Below are 26333 nucleotides of genomic sequence, written 5' to 3'. Positions count from 1 at the left end.
TCAGCGCGTCGAATCGGCGGCCGGACACGGCCCCGTCGCCGGGCAGACGCTCACGTGCGCCTGGGCGGCGCGCACGACGTTCGGGGACTCGCCGGCGGGGAAATCGGTGTACAGCACGGCCGCATGGCCGGCCACCGTCCCGCCCCAGATCGTCACCGTGCGGTCGCCAGGCAGCTCGAACACCTTGCCTAACGGAGTGTCCTTGCCGGCCGGGTTCTTGAAACGGCGGGCGATGATGGCCTCGGCGTCGCTGCCGAATTCTCCCGCTTGAAAGGTCGTGTTCCAGAGCGTGAGCCATGCCACGCCGACCCCCGAGGGGAACTTGATCACCTCGTAGCGGTCCCCTGCCCAACCGGCGGCCACCCGCATCGACGAATTCTGATCCTGCAGGAACTGCATCAGGTAGATCCGCGTCTCGAATTCGCCGAGGTTGTCGTCGTACGTGACCTTGCCCGCGGCTGGCGCCGCGAAGGCGATGTTCAGCGGCGCCTGGCGCCGCGGAGAAAAGAACGAGCCGGTGTGCAGAATCTCCGACGTGGACGTCGGCATGTTCGCACCGTACGGCTGCTTGCCGGCCATGTGCAGCTCGAACTGCCGCACGAATTCGGCGCCGCTCAAATACGGAAAGATCAACGTCTCCTGGACGATCTCCGGCGCGGCGCGCATTTCGGCCATGCCTTGCATGCGACTGTCGCGAATCATGTCGCGCACGCGATCCCATCCACCCGGGAGCCCGGCGCCCGGACCGAGCGCCGCCTGAATGGGCACGAGCATCGCCTGACCCTCGATCACCGCCTTTGCCGCCTGGCTGCGATCGTTCTGACGCTTGACCTGGTTGATCGAATCCAGGTTCATGTACTGGTCTTGCAGCGCGTGCACCAGCTCGTGCTGGATCGTGACGCCGAGGAATTCGGGCGGCGCGCTGTCGACGACGTAGAGCACCTTGGTGTGCGGATCGTAAAACCCTTCGACCTGCTCCGTCAGCAGATTGATGAATAGCGACTTGAGATCGAGCGTGTCGGGAATGAGGCCTAACCGGCTGTAGAACGCCTGCTTGCCGGCCAGCTCCTGAGCGCTCTCGTCGGACGTGAACTGCGCCTCGAGGAAGTCGCGAACCTGCGCTCTGGTGCGCGTCTCGAGCACCGGCGGCCGCTTGAATTTGAGTCCGGTGCCGCGCTCGATGATGGGGATGTCCTCTGCCACCTGGCGCGCGTACGGCCCGTTCGTCGATGCCGCGTCGCTGTGCGAGCAGGCGCCGGCGGCGATCACGAGGGCCGCCGCCAGCGTCGAGCGCGCCGCCGTCAGGGCGTCCATTGCACGTCGAGTCCGGTGGCCACGGCGACCACGCGCGCGACGTCGTGTCCGCGCACGACGAGGCCGGCGTCGATCAGACGGCGCTGGAGCTCGGTCTCGAGCGCGGCGAGCCGCGAGCGCGCCGCCGGGACGACGCGCGGCCCGCGCTCCGGCGCCGGCGCGGACTGTCCGTTAGGCGGCTGCTGCGCCGACGCGCCGGCGGCCGCCGGCGCAGGCGTCGCGGCGCGCTGCCCAGTGAATGCGGCCTCGAGCTCCGCGCCGAAGCGCTCGAGCGCGGCGATGCCGCCGCGCGCCATCCGCTCGATCGGGTCGTCTACCGGCGTGCCATCCTCCATCACCGGGCTCGGCGCCGGACGCGGCGCCGCGACCACATCGCGCTCGGCCAGCCGCACCAGGTGGCGGCGCTCCACGATCATCGCCTCGAGATCGGTGGGATAGCGCGCGATGGCTTGCGTGTGCGCGCAGGCTTCATCGAGCGCGTCGATCGCACGGTCGGGGCGCGCGCGATCGGTGATGTACCTGTCCGTGAGCGCCACGCTTGCCATGAGCGCTTCTTCGGCGATCGCCACATTGTGGTGCCGCTCGAGCCGCTCTTTGCGCGCGTGCAGCACTTCGAGCGTCTGCTCCACCGACAGCTCGCGCACCGTGATTTTCTGGAAGCGCCGCTCGAGCGCCGGATCGCCGCGCACCCAGTGATCGTACTCGTCCTGTGTGGTCGCGCCGATCACGCGAAACTCGCCGCGGACGAGCGCCGGCTTGAGCATGTTCGCCGCATCCATCGCCGCGCCCATCGCGGTGCCCTGCCCGATCAGGTTGTGCAATTCATCGATGAACAGAATGATGTTCGGATCGGACGACGCCGCACTGACGATGTCGCGCAAGCGCTCCTCGTATTGGCCCCGATACATCGTACCGGCGAGCAGCGCGACGTGATCGAGCGCGAGCAGTTTGACCTGGCGCAGCGCGAGCGGCACGTCGCCCGATGCAATCCGTTGGGCGAGCCCCTCGGCGATGGCGGTCTTGCCGACGCCGGCCGGCCCGACTAACGCTGGGTTGTTCTTGCTCTGGCGCAACAGGATGTCGATGACGCGCGCGATTTCGTCGTCGCGGCAGCGCACGGTCTCGAGGCGGCCGGCACGAGCCTCCGCCGTCAAATCGCGTGTGGTGCGCGCGAGCGCCTGATCATCAGAGCCGAGCACGTCGCCGAGCATTAGAGTCCCGTGAGTCCTCGATACCAGTTGATGAGCGGACCGCCCCACAAAAGCGCGATCATGGCCGCCGGGGCCAGAAACACGCCGAATGGAACGAGCGGCGCGTCGAACTCCACACCGGCACGCCGGCTGCGCACGTACCCGATCGGAAACACCACCAACAAGAAAATGACCGCGCCCAGCGCGGCACCGAAAAATACCGTGAGGAACGTGCGCCCGATGCCCAAATGCGCACCCACCATTGCCATGAGCGTCACGTCGCCAAATCCCATCGCTTCCTTCTTGAACGCCATCTCGCCCAGCCATCCGGCGATGGCGATCACGCCCGCGCCGACACACGCCCCTATCGCTGAATCATACAGGTTGGCGAACACCGAAGTTTCGCGCATCACGGCGGCTGCAATGGCCATCACCAGCGCCCAGACCACCCCGAACGCCGTGAACCCATCGGGGATGACATACGCCGTCGCATCGGTGAGCATGATGCCGAGCAGGATCGTGCCGAATACCGCGACGCGAAGCGCCGTGAGCGTGGGGCCGAATTCGAGCAGCGCGGCCAGCCAGCCCAACGCAACCACCAGCTCGACCAACGGATACACGGCGGAGATCGGTTGCTTGCAGCCGCGGCACTTTGCCCGCAGCAGCAGCCAGCTCACTATCGGAATGTTTTCCCACCACGTGATCTGGTGCCCGCACCGCGGACAGCGGGAGCGCGGACTCACCACCGACAGCTCTTTCGGCCACCTCGCGACGCACACGTTGAGGAAGGAGCCGAAGATGGCGCCAAGCACGAAGGCGGAAACGCCCGACAAGACCGAAACACCGGCGGCGGAGCCTTGAATCACGGACGGAGTTGGTAGAGGAGAATGCCCGCTGCGACGGCAACGTTGAGCGACTCGACGTCCGCGGAAATCGGAATGGCGACGCGCCGGTCGGCGCGCGCGCGCGTCTGGTTCGAGAGACCCGCGCCTTCGTTGCCGACGACAAGCGCCATCGCGCGCTCGCCCCGTACCTGATCGACGGGCTCACCCGAAGCATCCGCGGCCCAACATTGCAGGTGTTGCGTGGTCCGTAAGGCGTCGAATGCGTCCCAGTCGCACGCGAGCGCCTGGTGCCTGAACAGCGCGCCCATTGCGCTACGGACGACTTTGGCATTCCACAGGTCAACCGTGTCAGGCATGGCGAGCGTGGCGTCGACGCCGAACGCGGCAGCGGTTCGGAGCAGGGTGCCGACGTTGCCGGGATCCTGTACGCCATCCAGGACCAGCACGCGAGGGCGGTGGGTGAACGTCAGCGCTGACACATCGCGCTCGGGAATCTGGCCAATGGCGAGGACGCCTTGAGGAGCATCGGTGCTGGATGCGCTCGCAAAGTCCGTTTGGCTGACGTCGAGGATTGTCACGCTCGCGGCGCGCATCGACTCGAGGAGCGCGGCACCGCGCGGCGTCGCGCCGAGTGCCGGCGAGACGAGCGCACCGTCCACCGTGAGAGGTGAGCGCAATAATTCCTCGACGCTTCGGATGCCCTCGGCGACAAACCGCGTTTGGCGCTCGCGCGCCCGACGGCGCTTCAGGTCCCGCGCGATGCTAAGCAGCTTCACCTTCGTGACTTGTGAAGCGGGCGGAACGGCTCTTGCCCAGGCACCGGATGGATTCGAATTGGGGGCATGCCATGCGGCGAGTGATACGCGGCGGATTGTGTGTGCTGCTCTGCGGTTGCGCGACGATGTCGACGCAGCAGGAAGTTCAGATGGGCCAGCAGCAGTCGGCGGAGATCAACAAACAGCTCCCGATCATCCAGGACGCCGAGGTCAACCGGTATGTGAATACGCTCGGCGATTCCATTGCGAAGCTATCGGACAATCGGAACCTGGAGTGGCATTTCTACGTGGTGAATAGCCCGGAAGTGAACGCGTTCGCCGTTCCCGGCGGGTACATCTACGTGAACAGGGGACTGATCGAGCAGGCGGACAAGATGGACGAGCTGGCAGGGGTATTGGGCCATGAGATCGGCCACGTGATTCACCGTCACTCGGTGAAGCTAATGCAGAAGGAGGAAGGCGCCAGCGTTGGATTGGCCGTGGGCTGCATCCTGACCAACGTCTGCAAGGATCCGACGACGGGCGCGGCGATCAACGTCGCCGGAACCGCGGTGTTCGCAAAGTTCAGCCGGGAAGACGAGCAGCAGGCAGACGAGAGCGCCGTGACGTACGTGACGCGTGCGGGCATCGATCCGCATGGGCTGCCGGAGATGTTTCAGAAGATGCTGTCGGAGCAGAAGTCGAATCCGTCGGCCGTGGAAAACTGGTTCGCGGATCACCCGAGCGACCAGAGCCGCATCGCGGATACCCAGCGGCTCATCGACAAAATCGATCCCTCGGTGCTCAAAGGCCTAACGCAAGACACGCAGGCGTTCCACGATTTTCAGAACCGGGTGAAGGGACTGCCCAAGCCTTAGACCACGCGCGCCGCCTTGCGCGTCGCGAGCGCTTCGCCGGCGCGCACCAGGAGCTCCTCGATGGGCGGCACGGCATGCGGCTCGAATCGCACGACGCCCATGGTGAGCGACAGCGCGTAGGCACGATCCCGTTGGGCGGCGTTCTGGCGCCCGACGCAGGCCCGGAGGCGGGGCGCGACGGCGTGCAGCGCGTCGTCGGTGGCATCGAGCACGAGCGTCGCGAAGTCATCGCCCGCCAGGCGGCACACCACATCCGATGCGCGAAACGTGCTGCGCAGCGCACTCGCCGCGGCGACGATCGCGCGGTCGCCCTCATCGCGGCCGAATCGCTCGTTGATATCGCGCAGCCGATCGATGTCGACGACAGCCAGCATGAGCCCACGCATGCGGTGGGCGAGCTTGAGATGGTGCTCGCAGAGCGCGAGAAAGCCGCGCCGATTGTAGAGGCCGGTCAGCTCGTCGCTCAATGCGAGCTGGCGCAGCGTGGCTTGCAGGCGATGCCGCTCGATGGCGTAGCGGAGAACGCGGCGGAGGTCGCCGGCATCGAGTTGGTCGCGGGTGACAACATCCTGCGCTCCGGCTTCGGCAGCCCGCAGGCCGATCGATTCGCTGGAGGTGCCGGGAGGCGCGAGCATCACCACGGGGATGTCCGGCGCCTCGAAGCGCGCCCGGCGTACGGTGTCGAGACCGGCGTCTTCGGATCCGGTGACATCGAGGACGAGCACGTCGACTCCGCCGCGCGCCAATCTGGAGATACCCTCCGCCGGCGCGAGAGGCGGTTGGAGCACCTCGAATCCAGGCGTGAGCGAATCGGCCGGCTCGAGGCGCTGCGTCAGCGCCTGTGCTCCGTCGAGCCGGTCGGCGATGATCAGGACGTTGGTGCGGGGCGTATTCATGGCGAACTCGGTGGCGTGCCGTGGTTAGGACGACGAGTAACTGCCTGATCTGGTTGACGGTCGAGCGGGAGGCATCGTCACGCGGCCGGTTGTTGGGTGTCCGGGCGCGGCGCATCATACGCCATGCGGATCGTGCTCACGATAGCGGGCTCGGACTCGGGCGGCGGGGCCGGCATTCAGGCGGACCTCAAGACCTTTCACCGGTTCGGCGTTTTCGGGACGTCGGCCATCACCGCGGTGACGGCGCAGAACACCGAGGGCGTACGGGAGTGGATGGCGCTGCCGGCGGCGCTGGTTGCGGCGCAGATCGAGGCGGTGGCGACGGACCTGCGTCCGGATGCGGTCAAGAGCGGGATGTTAGGCACGGCGGCCGTGATCGCGGCAGCGGCCGCGTCGATCACGGCGCATGCGCTGCACCCTTACGTGCTCGATCCGGTGATGGTGGCATCCTCCGGCGACGCGCTGCTCGAGCGGGACGCCGTCGGCGTGCTGCGGTCGGCGTTGCTGCCGGTCTGCGATCTCATCACGCCTAACATAGAAGAGGCAATGGTGCTGACGGGCGAGGGGGTGGCGAGCGTGTCCGACCAGGAGCGGGCGGCGCGCCGGCTGGTGGAGGAAGGCGCGCCGGCCGCGCTGGTGAAGGGGGGCCATGCCGCCGGCGCCGAGGTGGCGGACGTGTTGTTCGACGGCGCGCGGGGTGTCGTGCGTGTGTTCCGCCACCGGCGGATCGATTCGCGGCACACCCACGGGACCGGCTGCACGTTGTCGGCGGCCATCGCCGCGCACCTTGCGTTAGGCGTGCCGCTCGAGCGGGCGGTGGAGACGTCGCTCGACTTCGTGCACCGCGCGATTGCCGGCGCGCCCGGCCTCGGCGCCGGACGGGGGCCGCTCAACCACTTCGCCTAACGGCTGGCCGCCGCCCGGACGACGAAGGCGCGGACGAGGCGTTCGACATCGCCCGCGGCGCGGGCGGCGGCGGATAAAACCTCGTCGTGGTCGAGCGGCGCGCCGCCGCGTCCCGCCGCGAGGTTGGTGATGAGCGAAACGCCCGCCACGCGCATGCCGAGGGCGCGGGCCGCGATCACCTCCGGGACGGTGGACATGCCGACGGCGTCGGCGCCCATCCACTCGAGCATGCGGATTTCGGCGGGCGTCTCGTACGATGGGCCGAGCACCGCGGCGTACACGCCTTCGACGACCGCGATGCGCGCGTGTGCGGCCGCGCCGCGCAGCACCGCGACGAACTCCGCGTCGTACGGCGCAGACATGTCGGGGAACCGCGTTTCGTGCCGGGCCACGGGACCGGCGAGCGGGTTGCGGCACATGAGATTGATGTGATCGCGGATGATCATCAGGTGGCCCGGCCGGAGCGCGGGGCGGATGCCGCCCGCGGCGTTGCTCACGAAGAGCGACCGCGCGCCTAACGCATAGGCGATGCGCACCGGCAGCGCGGCCACGGCCGGCTCGTGGCCTTCGTACAGGTGCGAGCGCCCCGCGAACGCGAGCACCTGCACGCCGTCGAGCGAGCCGGCGATGATGCGGCCGTCGTGCCCCTCGACGCGGGCCGATGGAAACCCCGGCACGTCTCCGACGGGCAGGTCGAAGACCGCATCGATCCGGCGCGCGAGCCCGCCGAGGCCGGAACCAAGAATGAGCGCGAGCCTGGGCGCGAAATCGCCGAGGCCGGCGCCTAACGCGGCGGCAGCGCGGTCGACTGCGGCGGCGGCGCCGGCCGGGGATGTCACGGACACGCCGCCAGCCGCGCGATCTCGCGATCGGCGTCGGCGAGCATTGCGTCCCGTTCGGCCGCCGGCATGAACGCGCTCGCGAACCCGTTGCGCGCGATGGCCGCGAGCTCGGCGAAGGTGAAGTCGAGATGCCGCGCCGCGTGCATGTATTCGTCGGTGAGTGTGGTGCCGCTCATGAGACGGTTGTCGGTGTTGAGCACCACGAGGAGGCCGCGGTCGAAGTACTGTCGGACCGGATGCGCATCGTAGCTCTCCACGGCGCGCGTCTGGACGTTGCTCGTGATGCACACTTCGAGCGCGATGCGCCGCTCGTTTACGACGCGCGTGAGGCCTTCATCTTCGATGAGGCGGGTGGCGTGACCGAGCCGGTCGGCGCCGCAGTCGTGCACCGCTTGCCTTACGGAGCCCGGACCGTCACCCTCGCCGGCGTGCACGGTGCACGCGAGGCCGTGCTCGCGCGCCAGCGCGAAGGCCGCGGCGTGGTCGCGAGCCGGGTGGTCGCGCTCGGCGCCGGCGAGGTCGAAGCCCACCACGCCGCGATCGCGGTAGGCCACCGCGAGTCGTGCCAGCTCGAGCGACACGTCGGGCGAGAGCTGGCGCAGGCCGCAAATGATGATGCGGCCGCGCGTGCCGTGGTCGCGCTCGCCGCGCGCGATGCCGCGCAGGGTGGCGTCTACCGTTTCGCCTAACGACAGGCCGGCGCGCGTGTTGAGCACCGGCGCGTACCGCATCTCGATGTAGCGGACGCCGTCGCGCGCCGCGTCTTCGACGAGCTCGTAGGCGACGCGCTCGAGCGCGTCCGCGTGCTGCAACACGGAGAGCGTGGTGCCGAACCGCGCCAGATAATCCTCCAGGTTGTGCGCATCGCGCACCACCATGTGTTCGGCCAACGCGTCTGCGCCCGCGGCCGGCATCGGCTGCTTGTATTCTCGGCCCAATTCGAGGAGCGTCGATGGCCTGATGCTGCCATCGAGGTGACAATGCAGCTCCGCCTTGGGCAGTGCTCGAAGCAGGTCGCTGGTTATGGCCGGCACGTCAGTGGAGCAGGTCCGCATCGTCGTCGTCGCGATCGCGCACGGCAACGACGCGGAGAATGGCGCCCGCGTAGAGGGGCGACCCGGGCGGAAGGGCGAGACCGCGGCTGTCGGTGAGGGCGCGCGTGCCCTGCTCGATGGCGGCGGCAGCGTCGGAGTCCCATGCCCGCACCGCATCGAGGGCGGCGGCCGGGGCAGCGACATCCAATTTGGCGCCGTTGACGAAGACGGTGAAGCGGTCGGTCATGGTTGCGAGATCGTGATGCGCCTATCGTTAGGCGCGACGACGGGTTGGGTGCGCGATCGCAGGTAGGCCACCAGCGCGTCGAGGTCATCGACCGAGAGCGTCTCGTCGCCGGTTGCCGCCTCCGTCAGGATTCGTCCCTCGGCGCCGGTGGCCATGAAGTCGTTGAGGACGATCGTGTATGGCGCGTCGTCGCGCAACTCGCCGCCGCCGCTGAGGCGCGCGGACACGAGGCGCGGCGCACGGTCGGCGCGCGAGCGGTCGAAGGCCAGCGCGATGCCGGACACGTGAGCGGTGGGTACCCCGTCCGTGCCGACGATGGTCGCGAGGTAGGCGCGGAGCGCGCGACCGGGGACGGTCAGGCGGCGCAGCGCGTTGGCGAACGGCTGGACGGCAAAGAGCGCGCCCCACGTGGCGTCGCCGGCGGCGACGCGCTGGCGTATCCCGCCGTTGTTGACGGCCGCGACATCCGCCTTCCCGGCCCACCGTTGGGCATCGGCGATGAGGTTGCCTAACGGATATTGCGGGCCGGCGCGCTCGAGGGCGCGGGCGAATCGCGCGACCCTGCGGCGCTCGAGGCCGGCCACGCGGGCGTCCGCCGCGCGGACGATGGAGTCGATCGGCGGCGGGTCGCCATCCGTCGCCGACTCGAGCACCGCCTGCGACAGCACCGAGTCGCGCGCGGCGGTCGGCGCGATGGCGAGATCGAGCACGGCCACGGCGCGGCCCGACGCCCGCGCCTGCACGATGGGCACGCGGTCCACGCGGGTGTCGACCAGCGTGTGTGTGTGGCCGGAGATGATGGCGTTCACCGGCTCCGTTAGGCGCTTGGCCAGGTCGATGGCCGGGCCGTGGCAGGTTCCGTCGTCGCAGAAGGCGCCGCTGTGCGCGAGTACGATCACGGCATCCACGCCGCGCGCACGCAGCGACCGCGCGAGCGAGTCGATGATCGGCGCCGGGTCGTCGAAACGCAGGCCGCGCACCCGCGAGGACATGATGCTGTGATAGGTCTCGGGGCCGATCACGCCGATAATGCCGATGCGCAGCCCACCGCGATCGAGAATGGTATCGTCCCGCGCCCACGACGGAAGGCGGCCGCGACGATCACGCACATTGGCGGCGAGGATCCCGAACCTCGCCTCGCGCATTCGAGCTCGCAGGGTGTCGATGCCCCAATCGAACTCGTGGTTGCCGACGGCCGTCGCGGCATAGCCGAGCGCGTTGTACAGGGCCACGACCGGCGCGCCGTGGGCGAGATTGGACGCCGCCGAGCCCTGGAACAGATCGCCCGCATCGACCAGCAGCGTGGCGCAGTTAGGCGGTGCACAACCGCGCGCCGCGCGTGCGATCGTTGCCGCCATGGCGTCGGCGCCGCCGCGCAGGGCGCCGCCGGACACCGAGATCGGATCGAGCGCCCCGTGGAAATCGTTGGTTGCGATCACACGGAGGCGCACGTATCGCGGGATCGAATCCGCCGTCAGTGCGATGCCGGCCGGAACGCGTCGCGCGCCAGGCCGTTGGGCCCGCACGGCGACAGGCCAGGTCAGCGCAAGCAGCACGAGGCCACTCTCGAGTAACGCCCGCATGGCGTTGAACTTAACGAGCGACCCCGACCGCACGACACCTGCCGCGACCGATCTGGCGCGCCGCGAGCAATCCAACGATTCTTCGATACATCTCCGTGACACAGCGGCCACTTTTCGCCGGCCCGCGCGTCGACCAGCATTCAAGTCGAGCGAACGATGAACTCGTTGGTCGTTGGAATTGCGGGCGGCTCCGGCTCCGGGAAATCCACGCTGGCGCGGCACGTCGCCGCGGCGATGTCGCCGGTGCGGGTCGTCATGCTGGACATGGATGCCTACTACCGCAACTTCACGCATCTGTCGGATGAGGAACGGCGGCGCCTCAACTGGGACCACCCGGATGCGTTCGATCTCGAGCTGCTGGCGCGGCATATCGGAGATCTCGCGGTGGGGCGCAGCATCGACAAACCGGTGTATGATTTCGTGAGGCACCTCCGCAAGCGCGAGACCGTCGCCGTACATCCGGCGCCCGCGATCATCATCGATGGCATTCTGCTGCTGGCTGACTCGCGCATTCGCGAGCGGTGTGATGTCAAGGTCTTCGTCGATGCCGACGCGGATGTGCGTCTCATTCGCCGTATCCGCCGCGACATGCACGAACGGGGGCGGCCGATCGATGAGATTCTCGAGCAATACGAGACGACGGTGCGCCCGATGCACGAGGAATTCGTGGAACCGTCCAAGCGCTACGCCGACCTGATCGTGCCACACGCACGTGACAACGTTCTCGCGGTGGAGATGATCGTGGCCAAGATCCAGGAGTGCCTCCGGACGGAGGATGCGGTGCAATGACCGCCGCCGCCGTCACACCCGCCTCGGGTGAACGCGTGCTCGTCGTGGACGACGAGCCGGACATCGTTGGACTCGTCGCGTATCATCTCGCCAAGACGGGGTACCGCGTGTCGACGGCATCGACGGGCGCCGATGCGCTCAGCATGGCGCGAGACGAGCATCCGGCGCTGATCGTGCTTGACCTGATGCTGCCCGGGATGTCGGGGTTCGAGGTGCTGGAGGAGCTGCGGGCATCGGAGAGCACACGGCACGTGGCGGTGTTGCTGCTCACGGCGCGCCGCGAGGAGGCGGACCGCATCCGCGGTCTTCTGTTAGGCGCAGACGACTATCTCACCAAGCCGTTCAGCCCGCAGGAATTGGTGTTGCGGGTCGGCGCGATTCTGCGCCGCGTGTCGGCTGCCGGCAATCCGGCGGCGGACCGGCTGGTGATCGGCCCGATCGCGATCGATCGTGCGGCGCACCGCGTGAGCGTGGATGCGCAGGACGTCGAGTTGACGCCCACGGAGTATCGCCTGCTCCTCACGCTCGCCGAGCGGCGCGGACGCGTGCAGGGCCGCTCGCACCTCCTCGAAACGGTGTGGGATGCGGCGCCAGACATCCAGACGCGCACCGTCGACATGCACGTTCAACGGCTGCGGGCGAAGCTTGGCGCGGCGTCGGATCTGATCGAGACGGTGCGCGGCTTCGGGTATCGGTTGCGCACACCCCGCGCGATCACGTGAGACTCGCGCGCCGTTTGTTCGCGGGCTTCGCGCTCGTGATCACGGTGCTCGCGATTCTCGTGGTCGTGATCAGCGGCCAGCGCCTGGCGCGAGAGCTCACGGCGCGGGAAACCGACCAACTGCGGCGGGAAGCGCAGCTGGTGGCGGCGGAGTGGGCCGCGCAGCCATCCGCGGATCAGGAAACGATGGCGCACACGGCGGGCGCCGCGCTCGGCCATCGCGTCACGCTGATCGCGCCCGACGGCCGGGTGATCGGCGACTCGGAGTTCGCCGACGACGCGCTGCCGCATCTCGAGAATCACGCGGCGCGGCCCGAGGTCGCGGCGGCGCGCGAACGGGGGACCGGGGTGGCGACGCGCGCGAGCCCATCGCGCGGCGACTCGGAGCTTTACGTGGCGGTGGCGGCACCGGTGGGCGTCGCGCGCGTGTCGGTGAGCACGGCACAGTTAGGCGACATCGTGGCGAGCGCGCGCGACGACGTGGTGCTCTCGGCCCTCATCGCGCTGGGCGCCGCGCTGGCGCTCACCTTCGCGTTCTCGCGCGCCGTGACGCAGCCGATCGTCGAGCTGCGCGACGTGGCGCGCTCGCTCGCCGCCGGGGATCTGGCGCGGCGGCCGTCGTTGAGCGCGCCGGGCGAAGTCGGTGAGTTGGGCACGGCGATGCACCGCATGGCCGAGCAACTGGCTGCGCGGCTGCGCGAGCTGCAGGCGGAGCAGGAGCTGCTCGCCGCGGCCATCGAGTCGCTGCACGAAGGCCTGCTGGCGGTGGATGCGCAGCGCCGGGTGGTGCGGCTCAACGACAGCGCCCGGCGCCTGCTGCGCGCGGATCGGCCGGTGCCGTTCTCGGTGGACCTCCTGCCGCGGGACGCGCTGTTGCGCGAAGCGTTGGGCGCTGCGTTAGGCGGGGAGCCGAGCGGCCCCAGCGAAACGGTGGTCTACGAGCGGACGCTCTCGATCACGGCTCGCCCGTTAGGCGACGGCGGGGCCGTGCTCGCGCTGCTCGACCTCACCGCCACCCGGCGGCTGGAATCGGTGCGCCGCGATTTCGTCGCCAACGTGTCGCACGAGCTCAAGACGCCGCTGACCGTCATCGGCGGGTTCGCCGAAACCATCGTCACCGATGACCTGCCGGCCGAGCAGCGCGCGCAGTTCGCCGAAGCGATTCGCGCCAACGCCGAGCGCATGCGGCGCATCGTCGATGACCTGCTCGATCTGTCGCGCATCGAATCCGGCGGATGGCGGCCGAACCCGACCCCCGTCGACGTCGCCGCGATCGCCGACGACATCTTCCACGCGACCCGCCGCACACATACCGACCACGCGGTCGCACTCGATGCGGCCATCGATCCGCGTGCGCCGACGGTGTACGCCGATCCCACTGCCCTGCACCAGATCGTCGCCAACCTCGTCGAGAACGCGGTCCGCTACACGCCCGCCGGCGGTTCTGTCACCGTGTTCACGACGCCGGCGAATGGCGGAGCGGGCACCTGGGTCGGCGTGCGCGACTCGGGAATCGGCATCGCGCCCGAGCATCTGCCGCGAATCTTCGAACGTTTCTATCGCGTGGACCCGGGCCGGTCGCGGGACGCGGGCGGCACAGGGTTAGGCCTGGCCATCGTGCGGCATCTGGTCGAAGCGCATGCCGGGCGCGTGGAAGCGGAGAGTGCGCCGGGTCGCGGCACGACGGTCCGCGCGCTGTTCCCCGCCGGCCCCGCCCACGCTGGTGAGTCCGACGCGGCGCGCGATCCACGCCGCCTCGCTGTGACGCGCCCGTGACTGGAGCGACGTCGCGAGGGTGATTCGTACCCCGCCTGCATTCACGAGCCGAAATCGGAGTGAATGGATGCTGAGCGCGCAGCGGCGCGGCACAATCCAGTCCCGAGCATTCCCTCTGCCACGTGCGCGACGCACGCGAGCGAGCACGCCGTGACCCGACCGTGACACGGTCACGATCGTTGCGTTACGCCGCGGACGCACCGTTCCACCCAACAACTCGAGAGGAGTGTTTCGTGACTGACAGGTTCACGCGTGCCGCAGCCCTGGGCCTCACTGCCGTTTCGATCGCCGCTGCGACCGCCATCGCGCAGGGCGCCGACCTGACCGGGGCCGGCAGCAGCTTCGCTTATCCGATCTACTCGAGATGGGCGTCGATCTACGCCGAGAAGACCGGAGTGAAAATCAATTATCAGTCGATCGGGTCGAGTGGCGGCATTCGCCAGCTGTCCGATGAAACCGTCGACTTCGGCGCATCGGATGGGCCGATGACCGATGAGCAGATGTCGAAGGCCAAGGGCGGCCCGATCCTGCACATTCCGACGGTGCTGGGCGCGGTGGCGATCACGTACAACCTGCCCGACATCCAACAGCCCTTGCGCCTAACCGGCCACGTGCTCGGCGACATCTATCTCGGCGAGGTCACGAAGTGGAACGACGCGTCGATCACCTCGCTCAATCCAGGCGTGAAGCTGCCCGGCTCGGACATCGTAGTTGTGCACCGTTCCGACGGCAGCGGCACGTCGTACATCTTCACCGACTATCTGTCGGCCGTGAATCCGGCGTGGGCGAGCGGCCCGGGCAGGGCGCAGTCGATCAACTGGCCGGTTGGGTTAGGCGGCAAGGGCAGCGAGGGCGTCACCGGCCAGGTGAAACAGACGCCGGGCGCGATCGGATACGTCGAGCTGTCGTATGCGAAAGAGAATCATCTGCCGACGGCGCTGATCAGGAACGCCGCCGGCCAGTGGGTTGCGCCGACCATCGAGGGGGTGACGGAAGCCGCCGCGGGCGCTGCGGCGAAGCTTCCGCCCAACACCGATTTCCGGATCTCGATCGTGAACGCGCCCGGGCGCGCCGCCTATCCGATTTCCTCGTTCACGTGGGTGCTGCTGTACAAGCGCCCGGTCGACCCAAAGAAGGGTAAACAGCTGGTCGACTTCCTCCGTTGGGCAATTCACGACGGCGAACGGGAAGCGCCGTCGCTCGACAATTCGCCGCTGCCGCCGTCGATGGTGGCCATGCTCGACAAGCGGCTGAACGAGGTCAACGTCGCGTCCAAGTAGCACTCACTTCGATCCCCGCACCTTCACTGTCGACGACAATCCATGCCCACGTTCCGCCCGTTGCTCGCCGCGGCCGCGGCGATGCTCCTCGCTGTGCCTCACGCACGCGCCCAACAGTATGCGAAGGATTCCACGAAGGCCGACACCGCCGCCACGAAGCCGAAGACGCCGGCGCTCGATTTCTCGGGGTGGCTCTTCGGCAACTACCAGGTCGAAACCGATGATGCGTCGCAGAAGGCCAACGGCGGCAGCCACGCCAACAAGTTCGACATCGAACGGGCGTACCTCACCTTCAAGATGCCAGCCGGGAAGCGGATGAGCGTTCGCATCACGACGGACATCCAACAGGGCCAGGGCGATCCGAACGCGTACCAGGGCTGGTTCGTGCGGCTCAAATACGGCTATCTGCAGTGGGAGTACGCGCTGCCCGACTCGAACGGATTCTCGGCGCTGGCGCGATTCGGCATGCTGCACACCGTCGTGATCGACCACGAGGAAGGCTTCTGGCCCCGCTGGGTCTCGAAGACGTCGCTCGACCGGCTGAGCTTTTTCTCCTCGGCGGACCTCGGCGCGGCGACGCAGCTGACGCTGCCGCACAAGTTAGGCGAAGTCTACGGCACGATCACCAACGGCGCAGGCTATCAGGCGCCCGAGGCGAACAGCTTCAAGGACTTCGCCCTGCGCGTGTCGCTCACGCCGTTCGGCCAGTCACACAGCTACTTCCAGACGCTGACGATCTCTCCCTGGGGCTACTTCGGGAACAACGCGAGCTCGTTCGTGAACGACCCGACGAATCCGATCTCGAGCGGCCTGGCAAAGAACCGCTACGGCGTGTTCGTCGGCATCAAGGACCGGCGGGCTCAGTTAGGCGGGGAATGGGCGGAGAAGAAGGATGATTCGGATGCCGGGAGCCCCGACGCGCTGGATCAGATCGTGACCACGACCACCGGCCGGTTGTACGATGGCTTCGCCGTGCTCCGGCCCTTGGAGTGGGGCAGCCATCACGGCCCGGTTCCGTCGATCGGCATTCTGGCCCGCTATGACCATTTCACGCCCAGCACGGCGGCGAGCGGATATCAGGAGTTCTGGGTCGGCGGCATTTTCTGGGACACGACGCCCAAGACTTCGTTCTCGCTCGACTACCAGAAGACCACGCCGAAGGGCGGCCTGTCCGGGAATCCGACGGAGCTGTGGTTCATCCACTGGCAGGTGCTGTTCTAGCTCGTCGGAGCGACACGCGCGCCGCCGTTAGGCGCCCGTACGTGATCCGGAATCACGAGACGGGCCGCTGCGGGGCCTCAGCGCGGGAACGTCGAGTTCCTGCTGGTCGGCGCAGCGGCCGGTTCGTGTGTGCCCTCCAGACGCGCGATGCGGAGCGCGCTCGACGCGTCCGTGACGATGTCGTTACAGCCCGTGTGCTGAACCGCGCGAGGGCGCCGCGCAGCTTTCTCTCGTGCACTTCACCCGGCACCGGTTTCCAGGAGCGCTGACATCGTGACCCTCCGCAGGACAGGCACAATTCCGTTCGTCGCCATGGCGCTGTGCGCGTGCGGCGGCGGGTCGCCAAGCCGCGCCGCCTCGGACAACGCGCCTAACGCAACGGCCGGCGCCGTCGATCTCACCGGCGCCGGTGCAACCTTCCCCTATCCGATTTACAGCAAGTGGTTCTCCGACTACGCGCACGAGACCGGCGTCCGGATCAACTACCAATCGATCGGCTCGGGCGGCGGTATCCGCCAGCTGAGCGAAGGGACGGTCGATTTCGGCGCATCCGACGCGCCAATGTCGGGCGACGAGCTGGCCAGGGCCAAATCGCCCGTGATGCACTTTCCGACGGTGATCGGCGCGGTTGCGGTGACGTACAACCTGCCGTCGATGGCGACGCCGATCCGCCTCACCGCCGACATCCTCGCCGACATGTTTTTCGGGCATATCACCACATGGAACGACAGCCGGATCAGAGCAGCGAATCCCGGCATCGCGCTGCCGGCCACCGACGTGCTGGTCGTCCACCGCGCCGAGGCCAGCGGTACGACGTACATCTTCTCCGATTATCTGTCGGCCGTTAGTCCGGAGTGGGCGCGCGCGCCGGGCAAAGGCAAAGAGCTGTCCTGGCCGGTTGGCATCGGTGCAAAGGGAAACGAAGGCGTGGCGGGCCAGGTGAAGCAGACACCGGGCGCCATCGCCTACGTCGAGCTCGCCTACGCCGAGCAGAACCATCTGCCGACGGCTCGGATCGAGAACGTCTCCGGCGCGTTCGTGGCGCCGTCGATGGAGTCGGCCACCGCCGCCGCGGCGGGCGTCCAAGAACACCTGCCTAACAACACCGACTACCGCATCTCCATCGTCAATGCGCCGGGTGCGGGCGCGTATCCGATCGCGTCGTTCACGTGGCTGCTCGTGTACCGCACGCAGCGGGACGCGACGAAGGCAAAAAAACTGAAAGATTTCCTGCACTGGTATCTGCACTCCGGGGAAGGCAGCGCGTCGTCGCTCGACTATGCACCGCTTCCGGATGCGATGCGGAAGCGGCTCGATGCGCGCGTCGACTCCATAGGCGGCGGCACATGAGCGCCGCCCCGATGTCGCCAGCGGTGCTGATGGCCGAGGGACCGGGTACGGTGGTCCGAATCCACGGCCGTCAGGTGGGTGATCGCGTGTACCGAGGAACGATCACGTTCTCCGCGGTGTGCGTGCCGTTGCTGGTGGCGCTGGTCGGCTGGGAAATCGCGGTGGCGGGCTGGCCTACGTTCCGGCACTTCGGTCTCTCGTTCCTCACGTCGAGCGACTGGGATCCGGTCAAAGAGCGCTTCGGGGCGGCGCCGGCGATCTGCGGCACGCTCGTCTCGTCCGCCATTGCGTTAGTCATTGCGACGCCGCTCGCCGTGGGGGTGTCGGTGTTCCTGTCGGAGTTGGCTCCGCGGTGGATGCGGCAGCCGGTCGGCTTTCTCGTCGATCTGCTGGCGGCGATCCCGAGCGTCGTGTACGGCCTCTGGGGCATCTTCGTCCTGTTGCCGCTGCTCCGCGATCCCGTCATGCCGTTCCTGCGCGACACGCTCGGCCTGGGGAAGACACCGTTCTTCAGCGGCCCGGCGTACGGACCGAGCATGCTGGCGGCCGGGCTCATCCTGGCGATCATGGTGCTGCCGTACATCGCCTCGGTGTCGCGCGAGGTGCTGCTCGCGGTGCCCCGCGCGCAGCGCGAAGCGGCGCTGGCGTTAGGCGCGACGCGATGGGAGACCATCTGGCGCGCCGTCGTGCCCTATGCCAGGTCCGGCATCATCGGCGGGATCATCCTCGGGCTGGGTAGAGCGTTAGGCGAGACCATGGCCGTGACGATGCTCATCGGCAACCGCCAGCAGATCTCGGCGTCGCTCCTCGCGCCCGGGTACACGATGGCGTCGCTCATCGCCAACGAGTTCAGCGAGGCGAGCAGCGACGCACACCTGTCAGCGCTGATGGCCGTCGGCTTCACGCTGCTCGTGATCACGATCATCGTCAACGCAGTCGCCCGGTGGCTGGTGTGGCGTGTCGGCGGCGGCGCCGCCTCGAAACCGCTGTGACCGCCGGCCTAATTCACACCCAACGGCCGAGCGCGCGGCAGCGGGCCGTGAGCGCCCGCGCACGCGGCAGACTCGCGCGGCGGCGCGCGGTGAACGCGATCATGCTCGCCGTGCTCGCGACTGCGGCGGTGGTCACCGTGCTGCCGCTCCTCTTCATCCTGGTTCATCTCGTCGCCAAGGGCGCCTCGTCGCTGAATCCGGCGTTCTTCACGCACATGCCCGAGCCCGTGGGCGAAGCGGGCGGCGGGATGGCAAATGCGATCGCCGGTACGCTCATCGTCATCGGACTCGCGTTGGCGTGCGGCCTCCCGGTTGGCGTGGGCGCGGGGCTGTATCTCGCCGAGCATCGCGGGATGTGGCTCGCCAACGGCGTGCGATTCCTGTCCGATGTGCTCAACGGGCTCCCGTCGATCGTGATGGGGATCTTCGCCTGGCAATTCCTCGTGCGGCCGGTGGGCCACTTCTCGGCGTTGTCCGGCGGCGTGGCGTTAGGCGCAATGATGATCCCGATGATCGCGCGGACCACCGAAGAGATGGTGCGCACCGTTCCACCATCGCTGCGCGAAGCCGCGCTCGCGTTGGGCTACGCGCACTGGCGCACCGGCGTCACCATCGTCCTGCGCACCGCGAGCGCCGGCATCGTGACCGGTGTGCTCGTTGCCCTGGCCCGCGTTGCCGGCGAAACCGCGCCGCTGCTCTTCACGGCGTTCGGCAATCAGTTCTGGTCCACATCGGTCACGCAGCCGATCGCGGCGCTACCCCTCCAGATCTTCAACTATGCGATCAGCCCCTACGACGACTGGCACCGGCTCGCCTGGGCGGGCGCCCTGGTCCTCATCGCGCTCATCCTCGTCATCAGTCTCATCGCCCGCGTTGCCACCCGGGCACGCTTCGACACCGGAAGCGGCGATTGACGTGAGACGCCAGATCGCCGGCTTGGCGGATGCGCGACCCGCGAGCGACGCCCCGGCGGCCGCGCCGGAGCGCACGCGCCTCGTCGCTCAGTCGCTGGATGCGTGGTTCGGCCCGATTCACGCCGTGCACGGCATCACGCTGCCGGTGCTCGAGGGCGGCGTGACGGCGATCATCGGCCCATCGGGCTGCGGCAAATCGACGTTTCTGCGCTGCCTCAACCGCATGCACGAGACGATGCCTAACGGACGCGTCTCCGGCCGCGTGCTGCTCGATGGACGCGACATCTACGACCGGGGCGTCAACGCGATCGCCGTGCGCATGCACATCGGCATGGTGTTCCAGCGCCCGACGCCCTTCCCCACCATGTCCATCCGCGACAACGTCGCCGCGGGACTCCGGGTGATGGATGCGCGAGTCTCGCGCCGCGAACGAGATGCCATCGTCGAGCGCGCACTCACACGCGCGGCGCTGTGGGACGAAGTCAAGGATCGCCTGGGTGCGAGCGCGCTCGCCTTGTCCGGCGGCCAACAGCAACGGCTCTGCATCGCCCGGGCGCTCGCAACGAGTCCGCGCGTCTTGTTGCTCGACGAGCCGACGGCGTCGCTCGATCCGGCCAGCACGCAGCGCGTCGAGCAACTGGTGCGCGAGCTGCGCGGCGAAGTCACGATCATCATCGTGACGCACAACATGCAACAAGCCGCCCGCATTTCGGATCGCACCGCATTCTTTCTGGCCGGCGACGTGGTCGAGATGGCGCCCACCCGCACGCTGTTCACGTCGCCGTCGGATCCGCGCACCGAGGCCTACATCACGGGACGGTTTGGATGAGCCACACCATCGCGGCGCCGCGCCTAACGCCGGCGCCAGAGCGTGCGCCCTCTGCTGCGCCCGCGCCCGCCGCCGGCCTGACCGGGCTGATCGACATTCGCGACTTCTCGTTCTACTACGGCGCCAAGCGCGCGCTGACCACTATCTCGCTCCGGATCGGGCCGCGCACGATCATCGCGTTCATCGGCCCCTCGGGATGCGGGAAATCGACGCTGCTCCGATCGATCAACCGTCTCAACGCACTCATCCCCGGCGCGCGTCACGAGGGCGAGATCCTGCTCGACGGCACAGACATCCACAGCGCCGAGACCGACATCGTCACCCTCAGGCAACGCGTGGGGATGGTGTTCCAACGCTGGAATCCGTTTCCCAAGTCGATCTACGACAATGTGGCGTTCGGTCCGCGCATCAACGGTCTCGCGCGCCGCAGCGAGCTCGACGAGTTGGTCGAGAGCTCACTCAGACGCGCCGCCCTATGGGACGAAGTACGGGATCGCCTCCACTCGAGCGCGCTCGGATTGTCGGGCGGCCAGCAGCAGCGCCTCTGCATCGCGCGCGCGCTGGCCAACGATCCCGAAGTCTTGCTGCTCGACGAACCTGCCTCGGCGCTCGACCCGATTGCGACGCAGCACGTCGAAGAGCTGCTGTACGAGCTCAAGCGGCAGCTGACTATTGTGATCGTGACGCACAACATGCAGCAAGCAGCGCGCGTCTCCGACACGACTGCATTCTTCTATCTCGGCGAGCTCGTGGAAGCAGGGCCGACCGACCAGATCTTCACCACGCCTCGCCAGCCGCGCACCGAGGCGTATATCACCGGGAGATTCGGATGAGTCCCTCACCACTCGAGAGCACGACGGGGTTCCGCCATTTCCACGAGCAGCTCGACCTGCTCAAACAACGGCTGCTCGACATGTCGGAGCGCGCCGAAGCGCTGGTCGACGCCGCCGTCGACGCGCTGCTCCGCCGCGACATCGGAAAGGCCGACGTCGTGCTCAGCGGCGATCGCGAGCTCGATGCGCTCGAGATCGAGATCGAACAACTCGCCATCTCGCTGCTCGCGCTCCAGCAACCGATGGCACGCGACCTCCGTTTCATCATTGGCGCGATCAAGATCTCGAACGATCTCGAGCGCGTGGGCGATCACGCCGTGAACATCGCGCAGTCGGCCTTGCGTCTTTCGGACATGCGGTCGATCATTACGCCGGACCCGGAAATCGAGGACATGGCCCGTCGCGCGCGCGCCATGTTGAGCGATGCGCTGGACGCATTCGTCCGGTCCGACGGCGCGCTGGGGCGCGATGTGTGCAAGCGGGACGATCACGTCGATGCGCTGCACGATTCGGTGTTCCGCATCTTGCTCACCCACATGCTCGAGGATCCGACGACCATCTCGGCCGCATTGGAGTTGTTTCTGGTGAGTCGCAACTTGGAGCGGGTGGCGGATCTGGCGACCAACATCGCCGAAGACGCGGTGTACCTGGCCGAGGGCAAATCGATCAAGCACCATCTCGAAGAGCGTTCGGTGAACGGCGGTGCGCTCGGCGCACCGTCGGTCGCCTGAGGGGGAATTCTGACGAGCCGGCCGGCCGCCGGCCGTTCGCGCTCGCGCCGCGCCGCGCCGCGTTCGCCTAACGGGCGGAGCGAGCGCGTCGCGGCCATCGACATCGGGTCCAACTCCATCCGCCAGTTGATCGCGGACGTGACGCCCGGCGGCCATATCCGGGTGGTCGATGAAATGAAAGCGGCGCCGCGGTTAGGCGCCGGCGTTGGAGAATCGCGGCAGCTCGCGCCGCACGCCATGGAGCGCGCCAGCGAGGCCATCTCCCGCATGGCCACGCTCGCGCGGCAGCGCAGCGCCAACCGCATCGTGGCCGTTGCCACGAGCGCGGTGCGCGAAGCATCCAACGCGCGCGAATTCGTCGACATGGTGCAGCGCGGCGCGCACCTGCCCGTGCGCGTCCTCGATGGACGCGCGGAGGCGCTCCTCAGCTATCGCAGCGCCCTCGCGCACTTCGACCTCGGCAGCGGCCGCACGGTGGTGACGGACATCGGCGGCGGCTCGCTCGAGCTCGTGCTCTGCGCCGCCGGCCTCGTCGACCGTCTGGTCTCGCTGCCGTTCGGCGCCCTGCGCCTAACGGAAGAATATTTCGACCGGGGCTCGAGCCGTCGCGCCGTCAAGGCGCTCCGCCGCGATGTTCGCGCCGAGCTCCGCTCGCACCTGCCGGCGCGCGAGTGGCGCAACGCGCGCATCGTGGGCTCCGGCGGCACGTTCACCAACCTCGCCGGCATGGCCCTGGCCCGGCAGGGCCTGCACCCCGCGCGCACGGTGCACGGCACGCGCGTCACCCGCATTGAGCTCGAACACATCCTCGACGCGCTCCAGGACATGACGCTCGCCGAACGCCTCGCCGTCCCGGGGCTCAACGCGGGTCGCGCCGACATCATCGTCGCGGGTCTGGCCGTGATCGCCGAAGTGCTCGCGCGCCTCGACGCGCCGAGCATCGTCGTCTCGGCGTACGGCATTCGCGAAGGGCTGCTGCTCGAGACGGCACGCGTGAAACCACACGCCGCGAGTCCGGGCGATGCACGCCAGCGATCGATCGAGCGACTCGCCGAAGCCTGCGACGTGGAAGATCGCCACGCCGTGCAGGTTCAGCGTCTGGCGCTACAGCTGTTCGATGCGCTGCGTGAGCGACTGGGCTGCGAACACGGCGAGCGCGACGTCCTGGCCGCGGCCGCGCGTCTGCACGACATCGGTTACTACATCAGCTACGACAAGCACCACAAGCACTCGTTTTACCTCATCGCGCATGCGGAGCTGCTTGGCTTGTCACCGGCCGAGCAGCTCGTGATCGCCAACGTGGCGCGATATCACCGCGGCGCGACGCCGCGCCGGTCGCACGAGACGCTCGCCGCGCTCGATCGTTCGCTCCGCCGACAGGTGAGGCGACTCGCGGCCGTCCTGCGCGTGGCCGATGGATTGGATCGTGGACACACCGGTGCCGTCGACCGCGTGAAGGTACGTTGGTCGCGCGCGGGCATCCGCATTACCGCCGTCCCGCGCACGGCGGGACAGCCGCTACGACTCGAATTGTGGGGCGCGACGCGGAAGCGGGCGCTTCTTGAACGGGTGACGGGCGTGCCCGTCCAGATCGTCGGCGCCTGAATCGTCGGACGTGTCGTCGTTAGGCGACACGGCTTCGACTGCCGGGGCGGGCGTCGATTGCGCGGGCGCCGCCGCGCCCCACGGATCGATCAAGAACAAGCGGTGCGATCCGCGTTCCGGCTCGCCAGGCGCGGGACGCCGCTGACGATACTTGCCGTCCGCGTCCAGATCCCATGCTTGGCGGTTGTCGGCAAGCAGCGTCGCGAGCAGCGTCCGCAGAGACGTGTGGAGCGCGGGATCTTCGATGGGCACGATAGCTTCCACACGACCGTCGAAATTTCGGGGCATCCAGTCGGCCGAGCCGATATAGAACTCCTCGGCGCCACCGTTCAGGAAGTGCCACACCCGCGAATGCTCGAGGAACCGGCCGACGATGCTGATCACGCGGATGCGTTCGCTGACATCGGGAAGCCCGGGCCGCAGGCAGCAAATCCCCCGGACGATCAAGTCGATGTCCACGCCGGCACGCGACGCACGATACAACGCGGCGATGACCTCCGCGTCCGTGATCGCGTTCATCTTCGCGACGATGCGCGCCGGACGCCCGGCCCGCGCGTGCTCTGACTCGCGCGCGATCAATTCGAGGAACCGCTCGCGGAGCCCGTACGGCGCGACGATCAGCGACCGGAACGTCTTCTGGCGCGAGAATCCGGTGAGGACGTTGAACAGATCGGTCATGTCAGCGCCGATGCGCGGATCGGTGGTGAAGAACCCGAGGTCGGTGTACACGCGAGCCGTGCGGGAGTTGTAGTTGCCGGTGCCGACGTGCACGTAGCGGCGAATGCCGTCCGCTTCCCGCCTAACGACTAACGCGATTTTCGCGTGCGTCTTGAGTCCCACGAGGCCGTATGCCACGTGGACGCCCGCGTTCTCGAGCTGTCGCGCCCACTCGATGTTGTTCGCCTCGTCGAACCGCGCCTTGAGCTCCACCAGCACCGCCACCTGCTTGCCGCGCTCGGCCGCGTCGATCAAGGCGCGCACGATCGGCGTGTCGCCCGACATGCGGTACAAGGTCATCTTGATCGCCAGCACCTCCGGATCTTCGGCCGCGCGCTCGAGAAAGTGCTCCACGGTGGTGGCGAAGCTCTCGAACGGATGGTGCACGAGCACGCTGTGTTGGCGGAACGCGTCGAATACGGCGCCGTTCGATTCGCGGAACGGCCGCGGCGTCACCGGGACTAACGGGGGATCGCGAAGGTCGGGAATGTCGAGGGTGGCCAGATCCATGAGCTGGCCCAACTCGAGCAGGCGCCCCACCTCATACACGTCGCGCTCGGTGAGCGACGCACTCGGCGGAAGGCGATCCTCGCGCAGCTCCTCCAGCAGCAGTGCGCGCACTTCCTCGGGCGTGCCCTCTTCCACCTCGAGCCGGATCACTTCGCCGAACCGACGCCGAAAAACCTGCTCCTCGATGGATGCGAGCAGGTCTTCCGCTTCCTCGTACGGCGCGAGCTCGATGTCCGAATTGCGCGTGATCCGGAAGACGTTCCAGTTCCGCACCTCCATCCCAGGGAAAAGCTTGTCCAGGTGCGCACCTATCACCCGCTCGAGCGGCACGAACCAGTTGGGCTTTCGCGTCGGCACCCAACGCGGGAGACTTCGCGGAACCTTCACGCGGGCGAAGTGCTCGACACCGGTCTGCGGGTCGCGCACCTCCACCGCCAGCGACAACGACAGATTCGAGATGTATGGGAAGGGATGCCCGGGATCGACGGCGAGAGGCGTGAGCACCGGAAAGATCGTGGCGTCGAATCGCGCATCGAGCGACGCGCGCTCGTCGCGATCGAGATCTTTCATGCTGAGGAATCCCACCCCTCGCTGCATCAGCGCCGGCAGCAGCTCGTCGTGCAAACAACGCTGGCTCATCATCAGCTGTTCGTCGACGCGCGTGCGAATCGCATCGAGCTGCTCCTGCGGCGACATGCCGTCGGCGCCGGTTGCGGTCACGTTCGCCGCCACCTGCCGGCGCAGGCCAGCGACACGCACCATGTAGAACTCGTCCAGGTTGGTGCTGAAAATCGCCAGGAACTTGAGCCGCTCGAGCAGCGGATTGCGCTCGTCGAATGCCTCGTGAAGCACCCGCTGGTTGAAATCCAGCCAGCTGAGCTCACGATTGATGAACAGCGAAGGCGATAAGACGAGTTCAGGCATGGTCCGCGTGGGTGGCGACGGCGAGGTGGGAGGGTTTCACTATGTTGGCCGCCACCTCGAGAAAGATCATGGTTTGGTCACGGGATTACAACGAAGCTCAAGGCGTGCCGCTTGACACATTACTAAGTAGTAATATAATGACGGCCATGCCTCAGGTTATCCGCACGAGCTCGCTGGGCGGGTGAATGCGAGCGAAAGCTGACCGTCAGACGGAGGACGCGACCGACACTCTGTTTCGGATGCTGGCCGATCCCACCCGCCGGCGCATCCTCGATCTTCTCGCCGAACGGGGTCCGCTCAACGTGACCGGACTGTCGGTTGAGTTTCCCGATCTGGTCCCGTCAGGCATTTCCAAGCACTTGATGGGGCTTCGCTCCGCTGGACTGGTGCAGGCCAGCCGTGACGGGCGTCAGCAGATCTATGCGCTCGACGCCGCAGCAATGAATGCGGCACTCGCGCCCTGGCTCCGGAAATACGATCGCTTCTGGCATCACGCTTTCGAGCAGTTGCGCCATCTGGCCGACGGCGAACCGGACGAGGTCGCCCGAGTCAGCGAGAACCCGACTGCCTAACGCCACAGTGATTGGACACAGGTCTCCGCTCGTCGGCTCATGACGACGCGCAAGTACCAGAAGCAGACGCTACTCTAGA

Annotated in this window: 25 protein-coding genes; 15 read left to right on the top strand and 10 right to left on the bottom strand. The window is 67.8% G+C overall.

The annotated features are described in order from the left end of the window. From VFW04_07400 to VFW04_07385, 4 genes are read right to left on the bottom strand one after another with little or no spacing between them, the layout of a single operon-like run. On the bottom strand, nucleotides 1–1314 hold the full coding sequence (locus VFW04_07400) for a hypothetical protein (protein HEX5179138.1): 1314 nt from the start codon (nucleotides 1312–1314) through the stop codon (nucleotides 1–3). Beyond that, entirely contained in the window at nucleotides 1302–2513 is a 1212-nt protein-coding gene (locus VFW04_07395; protein HEX5179137.1) for an AAA family ATPase, read from the bottom strand. The genes VFW04_07400 and VFW04_07395 overlap by 13 nt, the downstream gene beginning before the upstream one ends. A gap of 11 nt (nucleotides 2514–2524) precedes the next feature. Next, nucleotides 2525–3370, bottom strand: coding sequence for a prepilin peptidase (locus tag VFW04_07390; GenBank protein HEX5179136.1), 846 nt, complete (start codon nucleotides 3368–3370; stop codon nucleotides 2525–2527). Continuing rightward, nucleotides 3367–4125, bottom strand: a complete 759-nt coding sequence (locus VFW04_07385) for an RNA methyltransferase (protein HEX5179135.1) — start codon at nucleotides 4123–4125, stop codon at nucleotides 3367–3369. The genes VFW04_07390 and VFW04_07385 overlap by 4 nt, the downstream gene beginning before the upstream one ends. Before the next feature lie 101 nt (nucleotides 4126–4226). Here VFW04_07385 and VFW04_07380 point away from each other — a divergent pair, with 101 nt between their 5' ends. Beyond that, nucleotides 4227–4982: a M48 family metallopeptidase gene (locus tag VFW04_07380; GenBank protein ID HEX5179134.1), complete on the top strand. Its 756-nt coding sequence runs from the start codon at nucleotides 4227–4229 to the stop codon at nucleotides 4980–4982. On the opposite strand, the gene VFW04_07375 is transcribed toward VFW04_07380, so the two are convergent. Then, the gene (locus VFW04_07375) at nucleotides 4979–5878 is read right to left on the bottom strand and encodes a diguanylate cyclase (protein HEX5179133.1); all 900 of its coding nucleotides are present in this window, start codon (nucleotides 5876–5878) and stop codon (nucleotides 4979–4981) included. The genes VFW04_07380 and VFW04_07375 overlap by 4 nt on opposite strands. Nucleotides 5879–6001: 123 nt before the next feature. Between VFW04_07375 and thiD the strand changes: the two genes are divergently transcribed. After that, a complete protein-coding gene (thiD, locus tag VFW04_07370; GenBank protein ID HEX5179132.1) occupies nucleotides 6002–6784 on the top strand; it encodes a bifunctional hydroxymethylpyrimidine kinase/phosphomethylpyrimidine kinase in 783 nt (260 codons plus the stop codon). Here thiD and VFW04_07365 read toward each other — a convergent pair. From VFW04_07365 to VFW04_07350, 4 genes are read right to left on the bottom strand one after another with little or no spacing between them, the layout of a single operon-like run. After that, nucleotides 6781–7629, bottom strand: coding sequence for a purine-nucleoside phosphorylase (locus VFW04_07365; GenBank protein HEX5179131.1), 849 nt, complete (start codon nucleotides 7627–7629; stop codon nucleotides 6781–6783). The genes thiD and VFW04_07365 overlap by 4 nt on opposite strands. Continuing rightward, nucleotides 7620–8660 (bottom strand): adenosine deaminase, encoded by a 1041-nt coding sequence (gene add, locus VFW04_07360; protein ID HEX5179130.1) that lies wholly within the window; start codon nucleotides 8658–8660, stop codon nucleotides 7620–7622. Before add ends, VFW04_07365 begins: the two co-directional genes overlap by 10 nt. Before the next feature lies 1 nt (nucleotide 8661). After that, the gene (locus VFW04_07355; GenBank protein HEX5179129.1) at nucleotides 8662–8907 is read right to left on the bottom strand and encodes a hypothetical protein; all 246 of its coding nucleotides are present in this window, start codon (nucleotides 8905–8907) and stop codon (nucleotides 8662–8664) included. Next, on the bottom strand, nucleotides 8904–10490 hold the full coding sequence (locus tag VFW04_07350) for a 5'-nucleotidase C-terminal domain-containing protein (protein ID HEX5179128.1): 1587 nt from the start codon (nucleotides 10488–10490) through the stop codon (nucleotides 8904–8906). Before VFW04_07350 ends, VFW04_07355 begins: the two co-directional genes overlap by 4 nt. 156 nt (nucleotides 10491–10646) lie before the next feature. Here VFW04_07350 and udk point away from each other — a divergent pair, with 156 nt between their 5' ends. From udk to VFW04_07290, 12 genes are all read left to right on the top strand, one after another. Next, complete coding sequence (gene udk, locus VFW04_07345) at nucleotides 10647–11279, top strand: uridine kinase (protein ID HEX5179127.1); 633 nt, start codon at nucleotides 10647–10649, stop codon at nucleotides 11277–11279. Next, nucleotides 11276–12001: a response regulator transcription factor gene (locus VFW04_07340; GenBank protein HEX5179126.1), complete on the top strand. Its 726-nt coding sequence runs from the start codon at nucleotides 11276–11278 to the stop codon at nucleotides 11999–12001. Before udk ends, VFW04_07340 begins: the two co-directional genes overlap by 4 nt. After that, entirely contained in the window at nucleotides 11998–13776 is a 1779-nt protein-coding gene (locus VFW04_07335; GenBank protein ID HEX5179125.1) for an ATP-binding protein, read from the top strand. Before VFW04_07340 ends, VFW04_07335 begins: the two co-directional genes overlap by 4 nt. 233 nt (nucleotides 13777–14009) lie before the next feature. Then, nucleotides 14010–15056 (top strand): phosphate ABC transporter substrate-binding protein PstS, encoded by a 1047-nt coding sequence (gene pstS, locus VFW04_07330; protein ID HEX5179124.1) that lies wholly within the window; start codon nucleotides 14010–14012, stop codon nucleotides 15054–15056. A 42-nt stretch (nucleotides 15057–15098) separates the two neighbouring features. After that, nucleotides 15099–16277, top strand: a complete 1179-nt coding sequence (locus tag VFW04_07325; GenBank protein HEX5179123.1) for a hypothetical protein — start codon at nucleotides 15099–15101, stop codon at nucleotides 16275–16277. Nucleotides 16278–16550: 273 nt separating this feature from the next. Continuing rightward, nucleotides 16551–17627 carry a phosphate ABC transporter substrate-binding protein PstS gene (gene pstS / locus VFW04_07320; protein ID HEX5179122.1) on the top strand — a complete coding sequence of 359 codons (1077 nt, stop codon included), beginning with the start codon at nucleotides 16551–16553 and terminating at the stop codon, nucleotides 17625–17627. Continuing rightward, the gene (gene pstC, locus VFW04_07315) at nucleotides 17624–18619 is read left to right on the top strand and encodes a phosphate ABC transporter permease subunit PstC (protein HEX5179121.1); all 996 of its coding nucleotides are present in this window, start codon (nucleotides 17624–17626) and stop codon (nucleotides 18617–18619) included. Before pstS (VFW04_07320) ends, pstC begins: the two co-directional genes overlap by 4 nt. Before the next feature lie 47 nt (nucleotides 18620–18666). Then, nucleotides 18667–19533 (top strand): phosphate ABC transporter permease PstA, encoded by an 867-nt coding sequence (gene pstA / locus VFW04_07310; GenBank protein ID HEX5179120.1) that lies wholly within the window; start codon nucleotides 18667–18669, stop codon nucleotides 19531–19533. Nucleotide 19534: 1 nt separating this feature from the next. Continuing rightward, on the top strand, nucleotides 19535–20362 hold the full coding sequence (pstB, locus tag VFW04_07305) for a phosphate ABC transporter ATP-binding protein PstB (protein ID HEX5179119.1): 828 nt from the start codon (nucleotides 19535–19537) through the stop codon (nucleotides 20360–20362). Continuing rightward, on the top strand, nucleotides 20359–21195 hold the full coding sequence (gene pstB / locus VFW04_07300) for a phosphate ABC transporter ATP-binding protein PstB (GenBank protein HEX5179118.1): 837 nt from the start codon (nucleotides 20359–20361) through the stop codon (nucleotides 21193–21195). Before pstB (VFW04_07305) ends, pstB (VFW04_07300) begins: the two co-directional genes overlap by 4 nt. Further along, nucleotides 21192–21926, top strand: coding sequence for a phosphate signaling complex protein PhoU (phoU, locus tag VFW04_07295; protein ID HEX5179117.1), 735 nt, complete (start codon nucleotides 21192–21194; stop codon nucleotides 21924–21926). Before pstB (VFW04_07300) ends, phoU begins: the two co-directional genes overlap by 4 nt. Nucleotides 21927–22052: 126 nt before the next feature. Next, nucleotides 22053–23531 (top strand): Ppx/GppA phosphatase family protein, encoded by a 1479-nt coding sequence (locus VFW04_07290; protein HEX5179116.1) that lies wholly within the window; start codon nucleotides 22053–22055, stop codon nucleotides 23529–23531. Here VFW04_07290 and ppk1 read toward each other — a convergent pair. Next, a complete protein-coding gene (gene ppk1, locus VFW04_07285; protein ID HEX5179115.1) occupies nucleotides 23445–25682 on the bottom strand; it encodes a polyphosphate kinase 1 in 2238 nt (745 codons plus the stop codon). The two genes, VFW04_07290 and ppk1, sit on opposite strands and share 87 nt — an antisense overlap. A gap of 185 nt (nucleotides 25683–25867) precedes the next feature. Between ppk1 and VFW04_07280 the strand changes: the two genes are divergently transcribed. Beyond that, nucleotides 25868–26254, top strand: coding sequence for a metalloregulator ArsR/SmtB family transcription factor (locus VFW04_07280; GenBank protein HEX5179114.1), 387 nt, complete (start codon nucleotides 25868–25870; stop codon nucleotides 26252–26254). Nucleotides 26255–26333 lie beyond the last annotated feature (79 nt).

The sequence above is a fragment of the Gemmatimonadaceae bacterium genome, assembly GCA_036273715.1.
Taxonomy (GTDB): Bacteria; Gemmatimonadota; Gemmatimonadetes; order Gemmatimonadales; family Gemmatimonadaceae; genus JADGGM01.
This window is presented reverse-complemented; position numbering and strand designations above follow the sequence as displayed.